The sequence below is a fragment of the Kitasatospora sp. NPDC002543 genome, from assembly GCF_053594915.1.
The window spans coordinates 1-19,166 of the sequence record NZ_JBSFWR010000087.1 but is presented as its reverse complement, the minus strand read 5'-3'; the positions used below and the strand labels follow the sequence as shown (position 1 = coordinate 19,166).

At 75.0% G+C, this 19,166-nt stretch carries 18 protein-coding genes; 10 read left to right on the top strand and 8 right to left on the bottom strand.

The genetic code is table 11. The features are described 5' to 3' along the window. Nucleotides 1-169: 169 nt before the first annotated feature. Nucleotides 170-1,417 (bottom strand): DUF5685 family protein, encoded by a 1,248-nt coding sequence (locus ACWD4P_RS28905; protein WP_449781647.1) that lies wholly within the window; start codon nt 1,415-1,417, stop codon nt 170-172. 161 nt (nt 1,418-1,578) lie between these two features. Here ACWD4P_RS28905 and ACWD4P_RS28900 point away from each other — a divergent pair, with 161 nt between their 5' ends. Genes ACWD4P_RS28900 through ACWD4P_RS28885 form a run of 4 tightly spaced genes read left to right on the top strand, consistent with a single transcriptional unit; the run spans nt 1,579 to nt 5,029 of the window. Then, nucleotides 1,579-2,196, top strand: coding sequence for a YrhB domain-containing protein (locus ACWD4P_RS28900; RefSeq protein WP_449781646.1), 618 nt, complete (start codon nt 1,579-1,581; stop codon nt 2,194-2,196). Between the two features lie 10 nt (nt 2,197-2,206). Beyond that, nucleotides 2,207-2,770 carry a helix-turn-helix domain-containing protein gene (locus ACWD4P_RS28895; protein WP_449781645.1) on the top strand — a complete coding sequence of 188 codons (564 nt, stop codon included), beginning with the start codon at nt 2,207-2,209 and terminating at the stop codon, nt 2,768-2,770. Further along, a complete protein-coding gene (locus ACWD4P_RS28890) occupies nt 2,767-4,308 on the top strand; it encodes an MFS transporter (protein ID WP_449781644.1) in 1,542 nt (513 codons plus the stop codon). Before ACWD4P_RS28895 ends, ACWD4P_RS28890 begins: the two co-directional genes overlap by 4 nt. A gap of 28 nt (nt 4,309-4,336) precedes the next feature. Further along, nucleotides 4,337-5,029 carry an alpha/beta fold hydrolase gene (locus ACWD4P_RS28885; RefSeq protein ID WP_449781643.1) on the top strand — a complete coding sequence of 231 codons (693 nt, stop codon included), beginning with the start codon at nt 4,337-4,339 and terminating at the stop codon, nt 5,027-5,029. 43 nt (nt 5,030-5,072) lie between these two features. Here the strand turns inward: ACWD4P_RS28885 and ACWD4P_RS28880 are convergent, their stop codons facing one another. Beyond that, nucleotides 5,073-6,515 carry a DUF2252 domain-containing protein gene (locus ACWD4P_RS28880; protein WP_449781642.1) on the bottom strand — a complete coding sequence of 481 codons (1,443 nt, stop codon included), beginning with the start codon at nt 6,513-6,515 and terminating at the stop codon, nt 5,073-5,075. A gap of 391 nt (nt 6,516-6,906) precedes the next feature. Here ACWD4P_RS28880 and ACWD4P_RS28875 point away from each other — a divergent pair, with 391 nt between their 5' ends. Then, nucleotides 6,907-7,356 (top strand): ribosomal maturation YjgA family protein, encoded by a 450-nt coding sequence (locus ACWD4P_RS28875; RefSeq protein ID WP_449781641.1) that lies wholly within the window; start codon nt 6,907-6,909, stop codon nt 7,354-7,356. 26 nt (nt 7,357-7,382) lie between these two features. Here the strand turns inward: ACWD4P_RS28875 and ACWD4P_RS28870 are convergent, their stop codons facing one another. Beyond that, on the bottom strand, nt 7,383-8,165 hold the full coding sequence (locus ACWD4P_RS28870) for an SGNH/GDSL hydrolase family protein (RefSeq protein WP_449781640.1): 783 nt from the start codon (nt 8,163-8,165) through the stop codon (nt 7,383-7,385). 284 nt (nt 8,166-8,449) lie between these two features. Between ACWD4P_RS28870 and ACWD4P_RS28865 the strand changes: the two genes are divergently transcribed. Continuing rightward, nucleotides 8,450-9,343 carry an MBL fold metallo-hydrolase gene (locus ACWD4P_RS28865; RefSeq protein WP_449781639.1) on the top strand — a complete coding sequence of 298 codons (894 nt, stop codon included), beginning with the start codon at nt 8,450-8,452 and terminating at the stop codon, nt 9,341-9,343. A gap of 229 nt (nt 9,344-9,572) precedes the next feature. Next, nucleotides 9,573-10,397 (top strand): dimethylargininase, encoded by an 825-nt coding sequence (ddaH, locus tag ACWD4P_RS28860; RefSeq protein ID WP_449781638.1) that lies wholly within the window; start codon nt 9,573-9,575, stop codon nt 10,395-10,397. 25 nt (nt 10,398-10,422) lie between these two features. Here ddaH and ACWD4P_RS28855 read toward each other — a convergent pair whose 3' ends face one another. The 5 genes from ACWD4P_RS28855 to ACWD4P_RS28835 all read right to left on the bottom strand — a co-directional run bounded on the left by ACWD4P_RS28855 (nt 10,423) and on the right by ACWD4P_RS28835 (nt 15,200). Then, on the bottom strand, nt 10,423-11,154 hold the full coding sequence (locus ACWD4P_RS28855) for a LutC/YkgG family protein (RefSeq protein WP_449781637.1): 732 nt from the start codon (nt 11,152-11,154) through the stop codon (nt 10,423-10,425). Further along, a complete protein-coding gene (locus ACWD4P_RS28850; RefSeq protein ID WP_449781636.1) occupies nt 11,151-12,581 on the bottom strand; it encodes a lactate utilization protein B in 1,431 nt (476 codons plus the stop codon). The genes ACWD4P_RS28855 and ACWD4P_RS28850 overlap by 4 nt, the downstream gene beginning before the upstream one ends. Beyond that, nucleotides 12,578-13,339, bottom strand: coding sequence for a (Fe-S)-binding protein (locus tag ACWD4P_RS28845; protein WP_359818271.1), 762 nt, complete (start codon nt 13,337-13,339; stop codon nt 12,578-12,580). The genes ACWD4P_RS28850 and ACWD4P_RS28845 overlap by 4 nt, the downstream gene beginning before the upstream one ends. A gap of 144 nt (nt 13,340-13,483) precedes the next feature. Beyond that, the gene (locus tag ACWD4P_RS28840) at nt 13,484-14,665 is read right to left on the bottom strand and encodes a globin domain-containing protein (protein WP_449781635.1); all 1,182 of its coding nucleotides are present in this window, start codon (nt 14,663-14,665) and stop codon (nt 13,484-13,486) included. A 73-nt stretch (nt 14,666-14,738) separates the two neighbouring features. After that, the gene (locus tag ACWD4P_RS28835) at nt 14,739-15,200 is read right to left on the bottom strand and encodes an RrF2 family transcriptional regulator (protein ID WP_449781634.1); all 462 of its coding nucleotides are present in this window, start codon (nt 15,198-15,200) and stop codon (nt 14,739-14,741) included. Nucleotides 15,201-15,462: 262 nt separating this feature from the next. Between ACWD4P_RS28835 and ACWD4P_RS28830 the strand changes: the two genes are divergently transcribed. From ACWD4P_RS28830 to ACWD4P_RS28820, 3 genes are all read left to right on the top strand, one after another. Next, complete coding sequence (locus tag ACWD4P_RS28830; RefSeq protein ID WP_449781633.1) at nt 15,463-17,073, top strand: beta-propeller fold lactonase family protein; 1,611 nt, start codon at nt 15,463-15,465, stop codon at nt 17,071-17,073. A gap of 110 nt (nt 17,074-17,183) precedes the next feature. Then, nucleotides 17,184-17,840, top strand: a complete 657-nt coding sequence (locus ACWD4P_RS28825; protein WP_449781632.1) for a helix-turn-helix transcriptional regulator — start codon at nt 17,184-17,186, stop codon at nt 17,838-17,840. Continuing rightward, the gene (locus tag ACWD4P_RS28820) at nt 17,837-18,967 is read left to right on the top strand and encodes an aminotransferase class I/II-fold pyridoxal phosphate-dependent enzyme (RefSeq protein WP_359818281.1); all 1,131 of its coding nucleotides are present in this window, start codon (nt 17,837-17,839) and stop codon (nt 18,965-18,967) included. Before ACWD4P_RS28825 ends, ACWD4P_RS28820 begins: the two co-directional genes overlap by 4 nt. Nucleotides 18,968-19,166: the final 199 nt, after the last annotated feature.

The window sequence follows — 19,166 nt, the reverse complement described above, 5'->3', positions numbered from 1 at the left end:
CTGTGGCGGCGGGGGGAGGACGGGCCGGACCGGGGCGCGGACCGGCCCGGGGTGCCGCGGGGGCACTCCGGGCCGGTGGCGGCCGGGCAGAGCGGTCGCGCTGGTCAGGGCGGTCGTGCCGGTCAGGACGGGACGGGCGAGGTGGAGCCGGTGGGCTGACCGGTCGGCTTCAGCCGCAGTCGCAGCAGCAGCCGTCGCAGCAGTCGCACCCGTCGCAGCAGTCGCAATCGCAGCCGCAGTCACCGCAGTTGCAGCAGTCGGTGCAGTCGCAGTCGTGCCGTTCGCAGAAGCCCTTGCGCGGCTCGCGGGTGAACGGGTCGTTGTGGTCGCAGCAGAGCAGCTGGCAGGTGCAGGCCATCAGCGCCCACACCGCGCACCCGGCGAGCAGGTTGCGCGGGTTCGGCGGCTTCCCGCCGGGCGGGGTGAAGCCGGGGCCCTGCGGCACCCACGGCGGGATCGGCGCCTGGCCCGGCGGCGTCTCCTGCGGCGGCGCCTGGTGCGGGTGTTCGCCCGTGGCGTGGCCGGCCGCGCCCGGGCGGCGGCAGCCCGCCCCGTGCCGGGCAGGACCGAAGACCCGGTCCACCGCACGCTCGGTCTCGTGCCCGAGCAGAACGTGCACCAGCGCGCGGTCGGTCAGTTCGACCTCGCGCAGGGCGAGCCGGATGCCGTGCACGGCGTCGCGGCAGAGCCGCTCGGCCTCGGCGCGGTCGGTGCCGGTGGCGGTCAGCGGGTTCCACGCGCCGGAGGCGGCGTCGGCGCTCTGGTCCTCGGCGGCGTCGAGGAGGTGGGCGAGTCGGCCGAACAGCCGTCCGGCCTCGGCGAGCGGGGCGGCGTTGCCGGGGCGCCCGGCGATCACGGCCGTGTGCGCGAAGGCGGCCGCGGTGGCGGTCTCGGTGGGCTCGGTGACGAGCAGGACGGACCCGCCCGGCCCGAGCGAACGCTCCAACTCGCCCTGCCGGGAGGCCGCGTCGAGCAGCACGGCGGTGTCGAAGCCGACGACGGAGGCGCTGCCCGCGCTCTTCCGGTCCCAGCGCCGGGTGACAGCGCGGGCTCCGGCCGCGACCGGGCGGCGAGCGAAGACGCCGTCCCGGTCCTCGACGTGGTCGCGGATCTTCACCGAGGCCAGGGCCAGGGAGACGGCGGCGGCGAGCCGGGCGCCCTCGCCCTTGGCGACGGAGGCGGTCCGCATGCCGCGCAGCGGGCACGGTCCGGCGGTGCGGCGCCAGGAGGAGTCCTCCCGGGCGGCCTGGGCCTCGACCAGCACGGAGATGATCAGGCCGTCGTAGTTGGTCGCCGTCCGGGCCAGCTGCCCGTGGTCGTCCCGCAGCGCGAGGCAGAGCCCGCAGAGGTGGGCCATCCAGGAGGTCTGCAAGCGCTCGGACAATCGGTGCCTGCACGGTTTGATGATGCCGAACACGCGGGTCCCCCTCGCCTCACGGGCCGCCGACCGGCCACGATTCGCCGGACATCATATGATCGCCGCCCCTCCCTGGCGGAGAATCCGCAGCTTCGGACGGCCCGCCCGCCGAGCGACGCCCGGGGCCGAAATCCGGTTGACCCGAGCGGAAGGATGGAGACGTGATCTCCCAGGAGCGAGCGGTCGAGCTGGTCGAGTCCTTTCTGGCACGGGAACGGCCGAGCTGGGAATGGGCTCGACTGATCCCGGAGTTGGCCGCCTACGCCGTCGTCGAACGGTCGGTCGGGTGGCTGGTCCACTGGACGTCGGCGGAGGGCGCCCGTGACCCCGCCCTGCGCGGGAACCTCCTCGGCGGCCCCTATCTGGTCGACCGGGAGGACGGGAGCATCCACTTCGTCCCCGGCACCGACTGGGACGACGGCTGGGAGCAGGACTACCTCCGACAGGTCAGGGGCGTCAGGGTGCCGGACCCCCTGGCCGCGGAGGTCCGGGAGCTCGCGGTCGCCGCCGGAGCGGTCGCCGCCATGCGGCACCTGCGGGCGCGGGCTCCGCGGATGGGGCTGCGGGAGGCCAAGGACTACGTCACGGCCGTCGGGGGCGGGAGTGAGCCGCCCGAGGAGCTGGCGGCCCTCACCCGGGAGCCCGGGACACCGGACCGGGGCCCGATCGAGACGCTGGCCGGTCCGGGGGCCCCGTCCCGTAGCGCCTCCGGTCCGTCGGGCGGCGGCTCCGCTCCGGCTGGTCGGCCGGCGAGTGAGTGGATCTCATATCCGGGATAGAATCGCGAATATGGGAATCGACATGGCCGCCGACGAGCGGCTGGCACAGCGGCTCGCCGAGCTGAGGCTCGAACGCGGATGGACGCTGGAGGAATTGGCGCGGCTGGCGGACGTGAGCCGGTCGACGCTGTCCCGGGTGGAGCGGGCGGAGGTCAGCCCGACGGCCGCGCTGCTCGGGCGGCTGTGCGCCGTGTACGGGCGGACCATGTCGCGGCTGCTGGCCGAGGTGGAGCCCGGCCCGGCCCGACTGGTGCGCGCCGGGGAGCAGCAGGTGTGGCGGGACGGGACGACCGGGTTCGTCCGCCGTTCGGTTTCGCCGCCGCACGGCTCGCTGCGAGCGGAGATCGTCGAGGGCCGGCTGCCGGCCGGCGCGGACATCGCCTACGACCGCGCCTGCACGCCGGGTCGGGAGCACCACCTCTGGCTGTTCGAGGGGCACCTGGAGCTGACCGTGGACGGCGAGCCGCAGCCGCTCGGCCCCGGCGACTGCCTGCGCTACGTCGGGAGCACCAGCCGCTTCCGCAGCCTCGGCCCGGGCGAGGCCCGCTACGCGCTGGTGGTGGTCGAGCCGTGAGCGCCGTCACCGGTCCGATACCCGAGAAGCCCGAGGACCGCCGCGCACCCGGGACCGGGAAGCCCGGGAAGTCCGAGGCACCCCGGAAGCCCAAGGAGCGCTTCGACGCCGCCGGGCGCCGGGTCCTGGCGGTCTGCGTCGCGGGCGGATTCACCACGCTGCTCGACCAGTCCGTCCTCAACACCTCCATCCCCGCCCTGCGCGAGACCCTGCACGCCGGGCCCGCCGACCTCCAGTGGATCGTCGCCGGCTACTCGCTCTCCTTCGGCCTCGCGCTGATCCCCGGCGGCCGGCTGGGCGACGTCAAGGGCCGCAAGTGGTTCTTCGTCACCGGCCTGGCCCTGTTCACCCTGGTCAGCCTGGTCTCCGCGACCGCCACCGGGCCCGGCGTGCTGATCGCCGCCCGGCTGCTCCAGGGCGCGGGCGCCGGCCTGGTCAACTCCCAGATGATCGGCACCCTCCAGGACGTCTTCGACGGCCAGCTGCGGGCCCGCGCCCTCGGCATGTACGCCGTCACCGGCGGCCTCGCCTTCGCGCTCGGCCCGCCGATCGGCGGCGCGGTGCTGGCGCTGGCCGGCCCGGAGCACGGCTGGCGGCTGACCTTCCTGCTCAACGTCCCCTTCGGCCTGGCCACCGTCGCCCTGGCCGCCCGTCACCTGCCGAGGCCCCGCCCCAGCGCGCGCAGCGCGAACCTCGACGTCCTCGGTCTGCTGCTGGTCGGCGCGCTGACGCTCGCCCTGATGCTGCCCTTCGTCCAGCCGCCCGGCTGGACCGGTTGGCTGGCCTTCGCGGCCGCCGCCCTGCTGCTGCTCGGCGCGCTCGCGTGGTGGCAGCGGCGCTGCGCCCGGGCCGGCGGCCACCCGCTGATCCACCCGGCGCTCACCCGCTCCGCGCCGTACGCGCTCGGGACGGCCACCGCGATGGCCCAGTTCGGCTCCTCGCTCGCCGCCTCGCTGGTGCTGACCATGTTCCTCCAGGACGGCCTCGGCCTCTCCCCGATGGGGGCCGCGCTGGTCGCGCTGCCCTCCGCCGTGGCCATGGGCGTGGCCTCCGCGCTCGCCTGGCGGGTCGTCCAGCGCTTCGGCCGGCGCACCGTCACCGCCGGGATGGTCGGCTCCGCGCTCGCCATGCTGCTGAGCGGACTGCTCGCGCACTGGGCGCCCACCGCCGTCCTGCCCTGGCTGCTGGCGCTGCTGCAGCTGCTCGGCGGCGCCTCGGTCGGGCTGATGGGCTCCACCAACCAGGCGTACGTGCTGCGCCACGCGCCCGCGGAGGCGGCCGGGGTGAGCGGGGCGATCCTGCAGATGGCCCAGCGGATCGCGGCGGCCGTCGCGGTCTCGGCCCTGTCCGGGGTCTACCTCCGGGAGACCGCCGGGGGCGGCGGGCACCGCTCCGCCTACCTGACGGCGAGCGTGGTGTGCGCGGCGGTGGCCGGACTCGCCGTCCTGGCCTCGGTGTTCGCCGGCCGTGCCACCGCCCGGGAACGGCAGGAGGACGAGCCGGCCGCGCTGAGCCGAGGGCGAACGCCGGTCCGTTAGCGGGGAGTCGGCACGTACCGTGGCGGACATGACCGATGTACGGAACCGGACCGTGGACCTGCCCGGAGTGACGCTCGCCTACCGCGAGAGCGGGCGGCCCGACGGCCCGCCGCTGGTCCTGCTGCACGCCCTCGGCGAGCGCGCCGCCGACTGGGACACCGTCCTGCCCGACCTCGCCCCCGGCCACCACGTGTTCGCGCTCGACCTGCGCGGCCACGGTGGCAGCGCCCGCACCGCCGCCTACTCGCTGGAGGCGATGCGGGACGACGTGCTGGCCTTCCTCGACGCCCTCGCGCTCGACCGTGTCGACCTGGTGGGCCACTCGATGGGCGGCGTCGTGGCCTACCTGCTCGCGCAGGCGGTGCCGGAGCGGATCGACCGGCTGGTGCTGGAGGACATCCCCGCGCTGTACCCGCGTCCGGCGAGCGCGCTGCCCGAGCACCCGGACCCGGACGTGCACTTCGACTGGGCGATGGTGCGGGCGGTCAGGGCCCAGCTCGACGACCCGGACCCGGCCTGGCGGTCGGGCCTGGCCAGGATCACCGCCCGCACCCTGGCCGTGGCCGGCGGTCCGGCCAGCCACATCCCGCAGGAGCGGATCGCCGAACTCGCCCGGCTGATCCCGGACTGCCGCCTGGTCACCGTCGAGGCCGGGCACCTGGTGCACGGTGCCCGGCCCGCGGAGTTCGTCGCCGTGGTGGCGCCGTTCCTGGCCCGCTGAGCCTGGCGGCCGGGCTCGGCGGACAGGGGCCGGCCCGGGTGGGTCAGACGCCGTGCTCGACGGGCAGCCGCCCGTTGCGCACCGCCGTCAGCAGGTCGGCGTGGTCGGCCTCGGTGCGGTCCGCGTAGGCCACCGCGAAGGCGGCGACCGCCTCGTCCAGCGCCTCGCTCTTGCCGCAGTACCCGGCCAGCACGCTCGGGTCGGCGGTGTGCGAGTGCGCCCGGGCCAGCAGGGCGCCGGTGATCCGGGCGTAGTCGTCCAACTGGGCCGGCAGCAGCGCCGCCGGGTCGACGCTGCCCTTGCGGTTGCGGAACTGCCGTACCTGGTAGGGGAGTCCGTCGACCGTCGTCCAGCCCAGCAGGGTGTCGCTGACCACCTGCATGTGCTTCTGGCCGAGCACCACCCGGCGGCCCTCGTGCCCGTCCGTGGCCGGCTGCGGCCCGCTCGGCAGGTACGGCAGCAGCGCGGATGGCCGGGCCTCCTTCACCTGCAGCACCAGCGGCTGGTCCCGGTGGTCCGTGAGCAGCACCACGTACGAGCGGGTGCCCACGCTGCCCGTGCCCACCACCCGGAACGCCACGTCCTGCACCCGGTAGCGGGACAGCAGGGTGCGTACCTCGGCCGGTACCGTCTCGACGTACGGGCCGAGCGCGTGCGCGACGGCGCGGGCGGTCGCGTCGGTCACTTCGGTGAGCACCGGGGGAGCGGCCGTGAAGCGCCAACCGCCGTCCGCGGTACGGTCGGTGCTGCGGGCGGCGAACCGCGCGCTGGTGTTGCCGAGCGCCTTCGCCCCGACCTTGCGCAGCACCTCGGCGAGGTCGTGCGCCTCGGCGAAGGAGACCAGCTGCTCGTCCGCGATGGCGTTCCAGGCGTCCAGCCCCGGCAGCTTGGCGAGCGTGCGCACCGTCCGGCGGTAGGAGCCCGCCGCGTGCTGGGCGGCCTCGCGCGCGGTGGCCTCGCTCGCCCCGGCCTCCCGGGCGGCCAGCACCAGGCTGGCGGCGAGCCGCTTGAGGTCCCACTCCCAGGGGCCGGGGACGGTCTCGTCGAAGTCGTTGATGTCCAGGACGATCTGGCCGCGCGCGTCGCCGTACAGGCCGAAGTTGGCGGCGTGGGCGTCCCCGCAGAGCTGCGCGTCCACGCCGGTCACCGGGGTGGACGCGAGGTCGGCGGCCATCAGGCCGGCCGAGCCGCGCAGGAACGCGAACGGGGTCGCGGCCATCCGGCCGACCCGGATCGGCACCAGCCGGGCTATTCGGCCCGTGTTGGAGGCCTCCAGCGCGGACACGGCCGTCGGCCGGTCGGGGGCGGGGGTGAACTCCGCGTGCCGCTCCCGGGGCACCCGCACCCGCAACTCCTTGCCGCGCTCCCGCGCCCGCCCGTCCTGGGCCGGAGCGAACCCGGCCACCGCGAACCCGCGCCGGGTCCGCTCGCTCCGCCCCGACCCCGGCTCTGCCCCGGCCACCTCGGCCCCATCCACGTGCGCCACGTTCCCCGCCCGTCCCTTCCGGTCCTCACCCCGCCCGCGACCTGCGCGGACGTTCGTTCGGGGGGAGTGACGTACGGGGCGGTGCGGTGGTTCCGGGGGAGGGGGGTCCGCTTGTGGGGTTCGGGGGTGGTGCGGGGGTGCGGAGGGGTGCGTGGGGCGCGGGGTGGGTGCTGTGGGGAGGGGGAACGGCCCCCGGGACGTTCGTTCGGGGGGAGTGACGTACGGGGCGGTGCGGTGGTTCCGGGGGAGGGGGGTCCGCTTGTGGGGTTCGGGGGTGGTGTGGGGGTGCGGAGGGGTGCGTGGGGCGCGGGGTGGGTGCTGTGGGGAGCGGGAAGGAGCCTGCGCGGGCGTCCGTTCGGCGGAGGATGACGCGCGGGGTAGCGTGGCGCGGGTGAACGATCTCGGGGGGAACGGTTTCCGGGCGCACCGGCTCACCCGCCCGGCGGCCGCGTCGGCGGCGGCCCTGACCGTGGCGGCCGGACTGGGCGTACGGGCGGTGCTGGGCGGGGAGTTCGCCAAGTGCGCCGGGGACGCGCTCTACACCGTCCTGGTGTACGCCCTGCTGGTGCTGGCCGTGCCGAGGGTGCGCCCCGGCCGCGCCGCGGCGCTGGCCGCCGCGCTCAGCTGGGCGGTGGAGCTGTTCCAGCTGACCGGACTGCCGGACGACTGGGGCCGCCGCAGCACCCTGGCGCGGCTGGTGCTGGGCTCGACCTTCAACCCGCCGGACCTGTTCTGGTACCTGGTCGGCGCGGGCTGCGCCGGGATGCTCCACCGGGTGCTGCGGACCTCCCGAATCGCAGCAACCGGCGGAGCCCCGGTCCGACCGGGGCGGCCGTGGTGAGCGGGTCCGCACGGCCTGACGGACCGTCAGAGCGGAAGCAGCTCCGGCCGCTTGGGCTCGACGTGGTCGCCCGAGGACTCGCCGCGCAGGCGCCGGCCGACCCAGGGCAGGAGGTGTTCGCGGGCCCACTGGATGTTCTCCCGCCGCTGGTCGGCGGGGGTGAGCACGGGGGTGTCCGGCCACGGGGCCTCCGGGTCCTGCTCGGTGCGCAGGCCCAGCGAGCGGGCGGCCAGCAGGGCGACCCGCTGGTGTCCCTCGGGGGACAGGTGCAGGCGGTCCTCGCTCCACGCGCGGCGGTCCTGTACGGCGCGCAGCGACCACAGGTCGGCGACCTTGCAGCCGTTGCGGTCGGCGACGGCGCGCATGTGCCCGTTGTAGGTGGCGATCTTGCCGCGCAGGTGCTTCAGCAGCGGCACGTCCTTGGTGTCGAAGCCGGTGCAGATCAGCACCGTCCCCGCGTTCTCGGCGAGTCGGACGACGGCGGCCTCGAAGCGCTCGGCCACCTCGTCGGGGTCGGCGCCCGGCCGGAGGATGTCGTTGCCGCCCGCGCAGAAGGTGACCAGGTCGGGCTGGAGGCGCCGGACCTGCGGCACCTGCTCGGCGGCGATCTGGTCCAGCAGCCGGCCGCGCACCGCGAGGTTGGCGTAGCGGAAGCCGCCCGGCGGGCGTCCGTCGGCGAGGATCCCGGCGAGGCGGTCGGCCCAGCCGGCGAACCTGCCATCGACGCCGGGGTCGTTCAGACCCTCGGTGAAGCTGTCCCCGAGGGCGGCATACGAATCGAGGTCAAGGGTCTCCTGGAGATTCGGCATGAAAGAGATAGTTCACCCAATCAAGTGACCTACGCCACCGTAGGTGACCCTCGCGGCACGTGAGATGGACCACGTGGTCTCCGTCGGCCCGGTCGGCCCCGTGGGCCCGTCCGGGCGGCGGATGTCCACGGACGTCCGCGGACGTCCACGGGGACCCGCGGCGCCGCAGAGAGCCGGTGCCCGGAAAGCACAAGATCGGCACCCCCTTCCGCTTTCCGGCCCCACCGGCGGATGCTCGAAGGGAGCGGCCGGTCCGGCCGCCGTCCTCCTGGGGGTAGTGCGCCATGACCACCGACCTGCGTCCCGACCGTCCCGAGAACTGGTCCATCGACGACCGGTGCACCAACTGCGACGTCGCCCGACAGCTCGCGCCCGGCCTGGTCCGCGAGCTGGAGGGCCGCTCCGTGCTGGTCCGCCAGCCGCGCGACGCGGCGGAGCGACGACAGCTGCTCGCGGCCGCCCACGCCTGTCCGACCCGTTCCGTCCGGCCCGGCACCGGGCCGCTGGACCCGGCCGGGGACCCGTTCCCGCTGGCTCTCGCCGACGGCCTGCTGCTGCTCGGCCACAACTCCCGCCGCACCGCGGGCGCCAACTCCTACCTCTGCCGCCGGCCGACCGGGTGGGTGATGGTGGACACGCCGCGCTACAGCGAGGCCCTCGCCGCCCGGTACACCGCACTCGGCCCGGTCACCGACGTCCTGCTCACCCACGGCGACCACGCCGCGCACGGCCGGGCGTACGCCGACCGGTTGGGCGCCCGGCTCTGGATCCACGAGGGGGACCTGTCGGCCGCCCCCGACGCCGACCGGGTGCTGCGCGGCACCGCGCCGACGGAGGTGTCGCCCGGCCTGGTCGCCCACCCGTTCCCGGGCCACACCCGGGGCAGCGTGGTCCTTCTGGCGGACGAGCGGTACTGCTTCAGCGGCGACAGCCTGTACTGGTCCCGCGGCGCCGGTGACATCGAGGTGGCGGAGTCGGTGACCTGGTACTCGATCGAGGAGCTCGCCGCCTCGCTGCGGCGCGCCGTCGGCGTGCTGCGCTTCGAGTGGCTGCTGCCCGGCCACGGCGACCGGCGGCGGATGCCCCCGGAGGAGGCGGACCGCCGGCTGCGGGCGCTGGCCGAGCGGTGCCGGGAGCTGCGGCCGAGGCCCGTGGACTTCGCCGCGGTCCGCTGGTAGCGGCGGCCGTCCGCCGACGGTGACGGCACCTGGCGCTTCCGCGTCCGTCCGGCGGGCCGGTGCGCCGGTGCCTGCGCCGGGTGCGCGGGGGTGTGCGACCGCCTGGAGCGTCCGCCCGGGTGTACGAATGGGTCCGCCGGGGCAGCCGCCTTGGGAACGAAGGTGTCCGGGCCCCGCGGACCCCGAACTCCGTGCGGCGAATTCCCCGCGATCCAAGGACGGTTGAGCCATGCGCACACAGACCCCGGAGCGCCACGCCCGGCCGCGGCGCTACCTGATGTGTCGGCCGACGCACTTCACCGTGGACTACGCGATCAACCCGTGGATGGACCCCACCCAGCCCACCGACACCGCGCTCGCCCTGCGCCAGTGGGATCGGCTCTACTGGACGTACCGCCGGCTCGGCCACACCGTCGAGCTGATCGACCCGGTGCCCGGCCTGCCCGACATGGTGTACGCCGCGAACGGCGCCACCGTGCTGGACGGCCGGGCCCTGGTGGCCACCTTCCGGCACCCGGAGCGGGCCGGTGAGTCGGAGGCCTACCAGGCCTGGTTCCGCGAGCACGGCTACCGCGAGGTGCGCCGGGCCTGGCACGTCAACGAGGGCGAGGGCGACCACCTGGTGGTGGGCCGCCGGCTGCTCGCCGGGACGGGCTTCCGCACCTCGCGCGCCGCGCACGCCGAGGCCGGGGAACTGTTCGGCGTCCCGGTGGTCAGCCTGACCCTGGTCGACCCCCGCTTCTACCACCTGGACACCGCGCTGGCGGTTCTCGCCGACGACCACGTCATGTACTACCCGGAGGCCTTCGACGCCGACAGCCGTTCGGTGCTGCGGGCGCTCTACCCGGACGCGATCCTCGCGGACCGGGCCGACGCCGAGGTGTTCGGGCTCAACGCGGTGTCGGACGGCCGCCGGGTGCTGCTGCCGGAGGCCGCCAAGAACCTCGCCGGCCGGCTGGCGGAGCACGGCTACCAGCCGGTCCCGGTGGACGTGTCGGAGCTGCTGAAGGGCGGCGGCGGGGCGAAGTGCTGCACCCTGGAGCTCAGGCCGTAGTGACGGCTCGGGCCGGGGTGACAGCTCAGGCCGGCGTGACGGCTCGGGCCGCAGCGACGCCGTTCCCGTCCGTCGCCGCCGTGACCAGCAGCACCTCCAGGGTGCGCGGCCCGTGCACGCCCTCCACCCGGTCCAGCTCGATGTCGCTGGTGGCGGACGGCCCCGAGATCCAGGTCTGCGGCCGTACCGGATCGAGCCGCGGCAGCGCGAGCGGCACCGAGGCGACGATCTGCTCCGGCGCCCGCACCACGCAGACGTGGTGGTCGGGGACGAGCGAGAGCAGGCGTCGGCCCTGGCCCGGGCCGGCGTCCAGCACGATCGTCCCGGTCTCGGCGACGGCCAGCGCGCAGCCGGTCACCACGCTGTCCACGGCGTCCAGCCGGGCGGCGGTCAGCGTCCCGTCGTCCGGGAGGAGTTCGACCCCCTCGGCTTCGGCGTCGGCGAGCCAGCCGGATGGCAGCCCGGCCGGCACCGCGACCGTCCGGCTGCCCCGTTCGGCCAGCAACCCGGCGATCCGGTGCGGCAGTTCGTCCTCCCGGCAGCGGTGCACCAGGGCCCGGTAGTCGGCCAGGTTGCGGTGCAGCAGGTCGAGCAGGGCCGCCGGGTCGTCGGTCGGCACGTGCGCCGTCAGGTAGTCGCGGGGAAGCGGCTGTCCGGCCGGCTCGACGGTGTTGCCGAGCGCGGACCGGATCCGGCCGAGGATCAACTCCCTGGAGCTGCCGGGGCGGTGGGGTCGGGCGGGATCGGGCGTGGTCATGTGCGGTTCCTCCGCCACCAGTCGCGGAACGGTTCGGCGGGCACCTCGGGCAGGTCCCGGGTGTCGGTCCAGGCCCGCCCCGGCCCGGGCAGCCGGCGCGGGTGCAGCCGCCGGGTGCGGCCGGCCAGCCGCTCGGCGGCGGCGAGCGCCGCCGGGTGGTCCAGGACGAACCCGGCGGCGGCCATCGCGGCCCGTTCCATCGGGTGGCCGCCCTGCTCGGCGACCCGCTCGCGCAGGTGCACCAGCACCTCGGGGATGTCGATGGCCACCGGGCAGACTTCGTAGCAGGCCCCGCAGAGCGAGGAGGCGTACGGCAGCGAGGCGTCCACCGGGCTTTCCACGCCGCGTAGTTGGGGCGTCAGGATGGCGCCGATCGGCCCTGGGTAGACCGATCCGTAGGCGTGGCCGCCGGCCCGTTCGTACACCGGGCAGACGTTGAGGCAGGCCGAGCAGCGGATGCAGCGCAGCGCCTGGCGGCCGACCTGGTCGGCGAGCGCGGCGGTGCGGCCGTTGTCGAGCAGCACCAGGTGGAACTCGGACGGGCCGTCGCCCGGTGTCGTCCCGGTCCAGAGCGAGGTGTACGGGTTCATCCGTTCGGCGGTGGAGGAGCGTGGGAGCAGTTGGAGGAAGACCTCCAGGTCCCGCCAGGTCGGTACGACCTTCTCGATCCCGACCACCGAGATCAGGGTGCGCGGCAGGGTGAGGCACATCCGGCCGTTGCCCTCGGACTCGACCACCACCAGGGTGCCGGTCTCGGCGACCATGAAGTTGGCGCCGGAGACGGCGACTTCGGCGCGCAGGAACTTCTCCCGCAGGTGCAGCCGGGCGGCCTCGGCGAGTTCGGCGGGGGAGTCGGTGAGGCCCTCGGGCGCCGGGCGGCCCCAGGAGGCCATCCGGTCGGCGAAGATCTCCCGGATCTCGGCCCGGTTGCGGTGGATCGCCGGCACCAGGATGTGCGAGGGCCGGTCGTCGCCCAACTGCACGATCAGCTCGGCGAGATCGGTCTCGTAGACGGTGATGCCCTCGGCGGCCAGCGCCTCGTTGAGCTCGATCTCCTGGGTGGCCATCGACTTGACCTTGACCACCTCGGGCTTCTCCGGGCCGCCGGCCCCGGCGGCCCTGACCAGCCCGGCGACGGTCCGGTTGGCCTCCTCGGCGTCGGCGGCCCAGTGCACGGTGCCGCCGGCCGCGGTGACGGACTCCTCCAACTGCGCGAGGTAGTGGTCGAGGTGGCGCAGCGTGTGGTCCTTGATCGCCTTTCCGGCGGCGCGCAGCTCCGCCCAGTCGGCGAGTTCGGCGACGGCCTTGGCCCGCTTGTCGCGGATGGTGTGGGTGGCGTGCCGCAGGTTGGCGCGCAGCCGCTCGTTCCGTACGGCTCCGGCGGCGGCCCGGGGGAAGGCGGGCATGCCGAGGAAAGCGCTGTTCACGACGGGCTCCACGGGTGCTCCTCGGTGCCGGCCAGGATCTCCGCCAGGTGCACCGGCCGCAGTGGGGCGCCCGTGCGGCGCAGGGTGGCGCCGAGGTGCAGCAGGCAGGAGTTGTCGGCTCCGCACAGCACGCGGGCGCCGGTGCCGAGCGCGTTGGCGATCTTGTCCTCGGCCATCGCCGCCGAGACCGCGGCGTTCTTGACCGCGAAGGTGCCGCCGAAGCCGCAGCACTCCTCGGCCCCGGGCAGTTCGACCAGTTCCAGGCCCCGGACGGCGTTCAGCAGCCGGCGCGGGCGCTCGCCGAGGCCGAGCAGGCGCAGTCCGTGGCAGGACGGGTGGTAGGTGACGGTGTGCGGGAAGTGCGCGCCGACGTCCTCGACCCCGAGCACGTCGGTCAGGAACTCGGTCAGTTCGAGGACCCGTGGCGCCAGGCCGGTGGCCAGGTCGGCGAGTTCGGTGCCGCGGCCCTCGGCGGCGGCCCGGGCGCCGATCCGGGGGTAGTTGTCCCGGACCATGGCCACGCAGGACCCCGAGGGCGTCACCACGTGGTCGTACCCGGCGAAGGCCCGCGCCGTGCGCCGGACCAGCGGCTCGCAGCCCCTGCGGTAGCCGGTGTTGTACTGCGGTTGCCCGCAACAGGTCTGCCCGGCGGGGAAGTCCACCGTCACGCCGAGCCGTTCCAGCAGCCGGACGGTGGCCACCGCGGTGGCCGGGAACAGCGCGTCGTTGACGCAGGTGGCGAACAGCGCGACCCGCATCCGGGCTCCCTCCTGCCGGGACCCTCTGCGCCAACGGCACCGGGCCGCTCGTGATCGTACCGAGCGGACCGGTGCCGTGGTGGGACCTCGGGGATCCCGGGGACCGCCGGGGCCTCAGGGGCCGTCAGGCCCGGAGGGCGCGGTTCAGGCGCCGAGCCAGAGGTCCGGGCCGAACACCTCGTAGTGGATGTCCGCCGCCGGGACGCCCGCGGTCAGCAGCTGCTCGCGGACGGCGCGCAGGAAGGGGATCGGGCCGCAGAGGTAGGCGGTGGTGCCGGCCGGGACCTCGACGGTGGAGAGGTCCACCAGCCCGGTGCGCTCGGCCGGCCACTCGCCGAGCGGCCGCTCGTAGAAGACGTGCGAGGTGGCGTTGGGCAGGTCGGCGGTGTGCTGCGCCAGCTCGGCCCGGAAGGCGTGGCTCAGCTGGTCGCGGTCGCCGTGCACGGAGACGATCCGCCGGGTGGAGCCGGTGGCGGCCAGGTGGTCGAGCATGGCGGTCATCGGGGTGTTGCCGATGCCGGCGGAGGCGAGCAGCACCGGGCCGTCGCCGTCGGCGAGGGCGATGTCGCCCAGCGGGGGCGCCAGTTCGATGGTGTCGCCGGCCTTCAGGTGGTCGTGCAGGTGGCCGGAGACCTCGCCGCCGTCCTCGCGCTTGACGCTGAAGCGCAGGGCGCCGTCGGCGCCGCCGGAGAGGCTGTACTGGCGGATCTGGTGGGCGCCGTCGGTGAGTTCGGTGCGGACCGAGACGTACTGGCCGGGGCGGAAGGCCGGCACGGGGAGGCCGTCGGCCGGGCGGACCAGGTAGGTGGTGACGGCCTCGGTCTCCTGGACGCGGGCGACCACGGTGTAGCTGCGCCACAGGTCGCTCGGATCGCCGCCGGCGGCGACCTCGGCGCGCAGCCGGCCCTCGATGGCGATCAGGGCGTTCGCCATCAGCCAGTAGACCTCGTCCCAGGCGGCGGCGACCTCGGGGGTGACGGCCTCGCCGAGCACCTCCACGATGGCGGCGAACAGGTGCTCGTGGACGATCTTGTACTGGTCGTCGGTGATGCCGACGGAGACGTGCTTGTGGGCGATGCGGGCGAGCATCGCGTCCGGCCGCTGGTCCGGGTGGGCGATCAGCGCGGTGGCGAAGGCGGCTATCGAGCCGGCCAGGGCCTCGCGCTGGCTGCCGTTGGCCTGGTTGCCCCGGTTGAAGAGGTCGCGCAGCAGCTCGGGGTGCGCGGCGAACAGCCGGTCGTAGAAGCGCGGGGTGATGTCACCGATGGCGGCGCCCACGACGGGCAGGGTGGCCTCGATGACCTCGGCGGACTTCGCGGACAGCATCAGTCGGCTCCTAAGTGGTATCTGAGATTCGCATTAAAGGCCGCAAAGGGGTGTGCGGCCCCGGGTGGGCCGATCAGCCGGTGGGTCCGGCGGTGTCGGCGGGTCGGGCGGTCAGGCTGAGCAGCACCGGACCGGTGGGGGAGGCCACCAGGTCGTCGACGCAGAGGTGGTCGAGCGCGGCGAAGAAGGCCTCCTGCGCGGCCCGCAGCGCGCCGCGCAGCCGGCACGCGGCCCGCAGCGGACACGGCGGGTCGTCCTCGCAGCCGACCACGTCGCCGACCCCCTCCAGCTCCCGCAGCAGCAGTCCGAGCGAGCCGGTCCGCCCGGCGAAGGTGAGCATCAGCCCGCCGCCGCGACCGCGCCGGGCCTCCACCACCCCCAGGTGCTGCAGCCGGCTGACCACCTTCGCCGCGTGGGTGTACGGCACGCCGACCGACTCGGCCACCTCGCGGGTGGTCGGGTTGTCGCCCTCGCCCAGGACGGCCAGTCGCATGGCGATCCGCAGGGCGATGTCGGTGCTCTTGGTCAGCCTCACGTTCGAAACGCTATCGAATGCGACTCTGCAACTCCAATTTGCTGCACGACGTCGGCCGAGACCCTGGTCACGCGGGTCGGAGGGGGATGGCGATCGAATTCGAACAGTTGGCGACATTTGTAGTCACTCCCTGACGCAATGTCATGGCGGCTTCTACGCTTCCCCCGGCTCCGAACACCACCACACCCGCACCGTCCGTACCGCCGAGCAGCCGGAGGACCCCGTGAGAACACCCCGCACACCCCGCCGCACCAGGACGGCCGTGGCCGCGATAACCGCGACCACGGCCGCACTGTTGTCGCTGCCCGCGACGGCCGAGGCCGTCACGCCGCCGCCGACCGTCGCCGCGCACGTCGCGGTGGCGCCGTACCCGGCGGGCGTCGCGCTGACGCCGGACGGCGCCCACGCCTACGTGACCAGCCAGAGCAGCGGCGCCGTCAGCGTGCTGGACACCGCGAGCAACACCGTCTCGGGCACCTTCACCGCCGGGAGCGGCTCCTACGCGGTGGCCGTGTCCCCCGACGGCCACCGGGCCTACCTGACGCACCACCTGGACAACACCGTCAGCGTCGTGGACACCGCCACCGGCGCCGTCACCGCGACCGTCCCGGTCGGCGCCCAGCCCTGGGGCCTGGCCCTCTCGCCGGACGGCTCGCGCGCCTACGTGAGCAACGCGGGCGCCGCCACCGTGAGCGTGCTGGACACTTCGTCCGGCACCGTGACCGCCACCGTCCCGGTCGGCGCCGAACCGCACGGTCTGGCCGTCTCCGCGGACGGCGCCCGGCTGTACGTCGCCGCCTCCGGGGCGAAGGCGGTCACCGTGGTCGACACCACGACCGGCACGGTGAGCGGCACCGTCCCCGTCGGCCACAGCGCCTTCGGCCTCGCGCTCTCCCCGGACGGCACCCGGCTCTGGGTCGCCGACGGCGACGACGCCACCGCCGCCGTGATCGACACCGCGGCCGGTACCGTCCTCGGCACCGTCGCGGTCGGCTCCGGCCCCTACGCCGTGGCGCTCTCCCCGGACGGCGCGGCCGCCTACGTCTCCAACTACGCCGACAGCACCCTGAGCGTGGTGGACACCGCGAGTCGGACGGTCACCGCGACCGTCCCGGTCGGCGCCGCCCCGTACAGCCTGGCCGTCGCCGCCGACGGGCGGCACGGCTACCTCGCCGACTTCACCGGCAACGCCGTCGACGTGGTGAACTTCCCGCTGCCGGTGCCGGAGGTGACCGCGATCAGCCCGAACGGCGGCTCCGGGGTCGGCGGCACCACCGTCACCATCACCGGCACCGACCTGGCCGGAGCCACCGGCGTGACCTTCGGCGCGGCCGGCGCCGCCGCCTCGTTCAGCTGCGGCAAGGCCGGCTGCACCGCGACCGCCCCCGCCACCACCGTCACCGGCCCGGTGGACGTGCGGGTCACCGCGCCCGGCGGCACCAGCGCGGCCGTCGCCGCCGACCGCTTCACCTACACCGCCCCCGCCGCCCACCTGGGCGTCGCGCTCACCGCGACCCCGGTGAACGGGCTGCTCTCCAGCCGGGTCGACTACACCGTCACCCTCACCGGCCAGGGCCCCGACCCGCTGACCTCGGCCACCGTCACCGCCGACCTGCCCGCCGGGCTGACCACGACCTCCGGGGACTGCGCCGTCGCCGCCGGGAAGCTCGGCTGCGCGCTGACCGCGCCGCTGGCCAAGGGGGCGAGCACCACCCGGCACTTCTCGATCGGGGTCGGTCTGTTCACGCTGCTCCGCAGCTGGGACGTCACCGTGGCCCGCACCGCCGGGGTGCCCGCCGACCCGTCGCCCGCCACCAGCCGGGCCACCCGCAGCTGCTCCGCGCTGCTCGGGCTGCTGATCACCTGCAAGTAGCGCCCGCCCCGCCCGCGGGCCGTCACGCCGGGCCCCGCCGAAACCCTTCGGCGGGGCCCGGCGCGTGAAAGAGCTGGACGAAGCGTCCGATCTGGACGTACAGTCCAGTCATGCCTGAGGAGAACCCCGACCCGCGGGTGCGGACCTGGTCATCGGTGTGCCGCGCGGTGGCCCTGTTGCTCGGCCCCTACGCCGAGGTGGTGCTGCACGACCCCGCCACCGACCGGGTCCTCGCCATCTGGAACCCGATGACCCCCCGTGCCCCCGGGGACCCGTCGCTGCTCGGCGAACTCGACGGGATCGACCCCGCCGCCCCCGACGTGTACGGCCCGTACGAGAAACTGCTGCCCGACGGGCGGAAGCTCTCCTCCGTCAGCGCCGTGCTGCGCGACGACGCCGGACGGCCCGCGGCGGTGCTCTGCGTCAACCTCGACCGGGGCCCGCTGGAGCAGGCCGCCGCCCTGCTGGCCGGCTTCGCCGCCCCCACCGCCCCGCGCCCCGAACCGCTCTTCGAGCGCGACTGGTCGGAGCGGATCAACGACGTGGTCGGCGGCCACGTCCGCGACCGGGGCCGCCCGCTGGAGCGCTTCACCCGCGAGGACCGGCTCGCCGTCCTGGGTGAACTCGACCGGGCCGGGGTGTTCGCCGTCCGGCGCGCCGTCCCCGCCGTCGCCACCGCGCTGCGGATCTCCCGTTCCACCGCCTACAGCCTGCTCGCCGAGCTCAAGCACCACCCGGCGGGCCCCAGCAAGGAGTACCACCAGTGACCAGCCTCCCCGACTTCCGGCTCGAAACCCACTTCTCGCGTTGGGAGTTCACCGCCCGCCACCACCTCGCCGCCTCCGACGCGCAGACCATGACGATGGCCGAACTGCTCGCCCTGGCCGGCCCCGAGGACCGCGAGGCCTGGGACACCCTGGCCCTCGGCTACACCGAGACCTTCGGCGACCCGGGGCTGCGCCGCGCCGTCGCCGGGATGTACGAGCGGGTCGGCGAGGACGACGTGATCTGCTTCGGCGGCGCCCAGGAGGGGATCAACCTCGCCATGCAGGTGCTGCTCGAACCGGGCGACCACGCGGTGGTGCTCACCCCCGGCTACCAGTCCGCCGAGACCATCCCGCTCTCGCTCTGCGAGGTCACCGGCGTCGCGCTGGACCCCGGGCGGGACTGGGCGCTGGACCTGGACGCGGTCGAGGCGGCGCTGCGGCCGAACACCAAGGTGCTGTCGGTCAACTTCCCGAACAACCCGACCGGCAAGGTGATCGACGCCGCCGACTTCGTCCGGCTGGTCGAGCTCTGCGACGAGCGCGGCATCCGGCTGTTCTCGGACGAGGTCTACCGGGGCCTGGAGCTCGACCGGGCCCGCACCCTGCCGCAGGCCGCCGACCTCTCCGAGCGGGCCCTGTCGCTCAACGTCGTCTCCAAGTCGCTCGGCCTGGCCGGCCTGCGGATCGGCTGGATCGCCTGCCGGGACAAGGAGCTGCGTTCGCGCCTGGAGCGGGCCAAGCACTACACCACGATCTGCAACTCGGCGCCGAGCGAGGTCCTGGCCCGGATCGCCGTCACCGCCCGGGAGCGGATCCTGGAGCGCAACCGCGCGATCATCGCCGAGAACCTGCCGTTGTTCGACGCCTTCTTCGCGGAGTTCGCCGACCTCTTCGAGTGGCGCGCGCCGGACGGCGGCTGCGCCGCCTACCCGCGGTACCTGGGACCGGAGGGCGTGGCGGAGTTCTGCGCCGGGCTGGTCCAGGAGGCGGGCGTGCTGCTGCTGCCCGGCGACGTCTTCCGCTCGGAGCTGACCCCGTCCCCGGCGGACCGCTTCCGGCTCGGCCTCGGCCGCCGCGACCCGGGCCCGGCCCTGGCGGCCTTCGCCGACTGGCTGCGCAAGCGCTGAAGCGGGCCCGCACCGGGTCCGCACCGAGTCCGCGCCGGGTCCGCACCAGGTCCGCACCGGGTCCGCACCGGGTCCGCACCGGGTCCGCACCGGGCGGACGAACGGCGACGCGAAACAGCGCGCGGCGACGCGAAACGGCCGGGGGGGCGGGCCCCCAGCGGGGTGGGGGGGGGGGGCGCCGGCCGGGGACGCCGGGGGA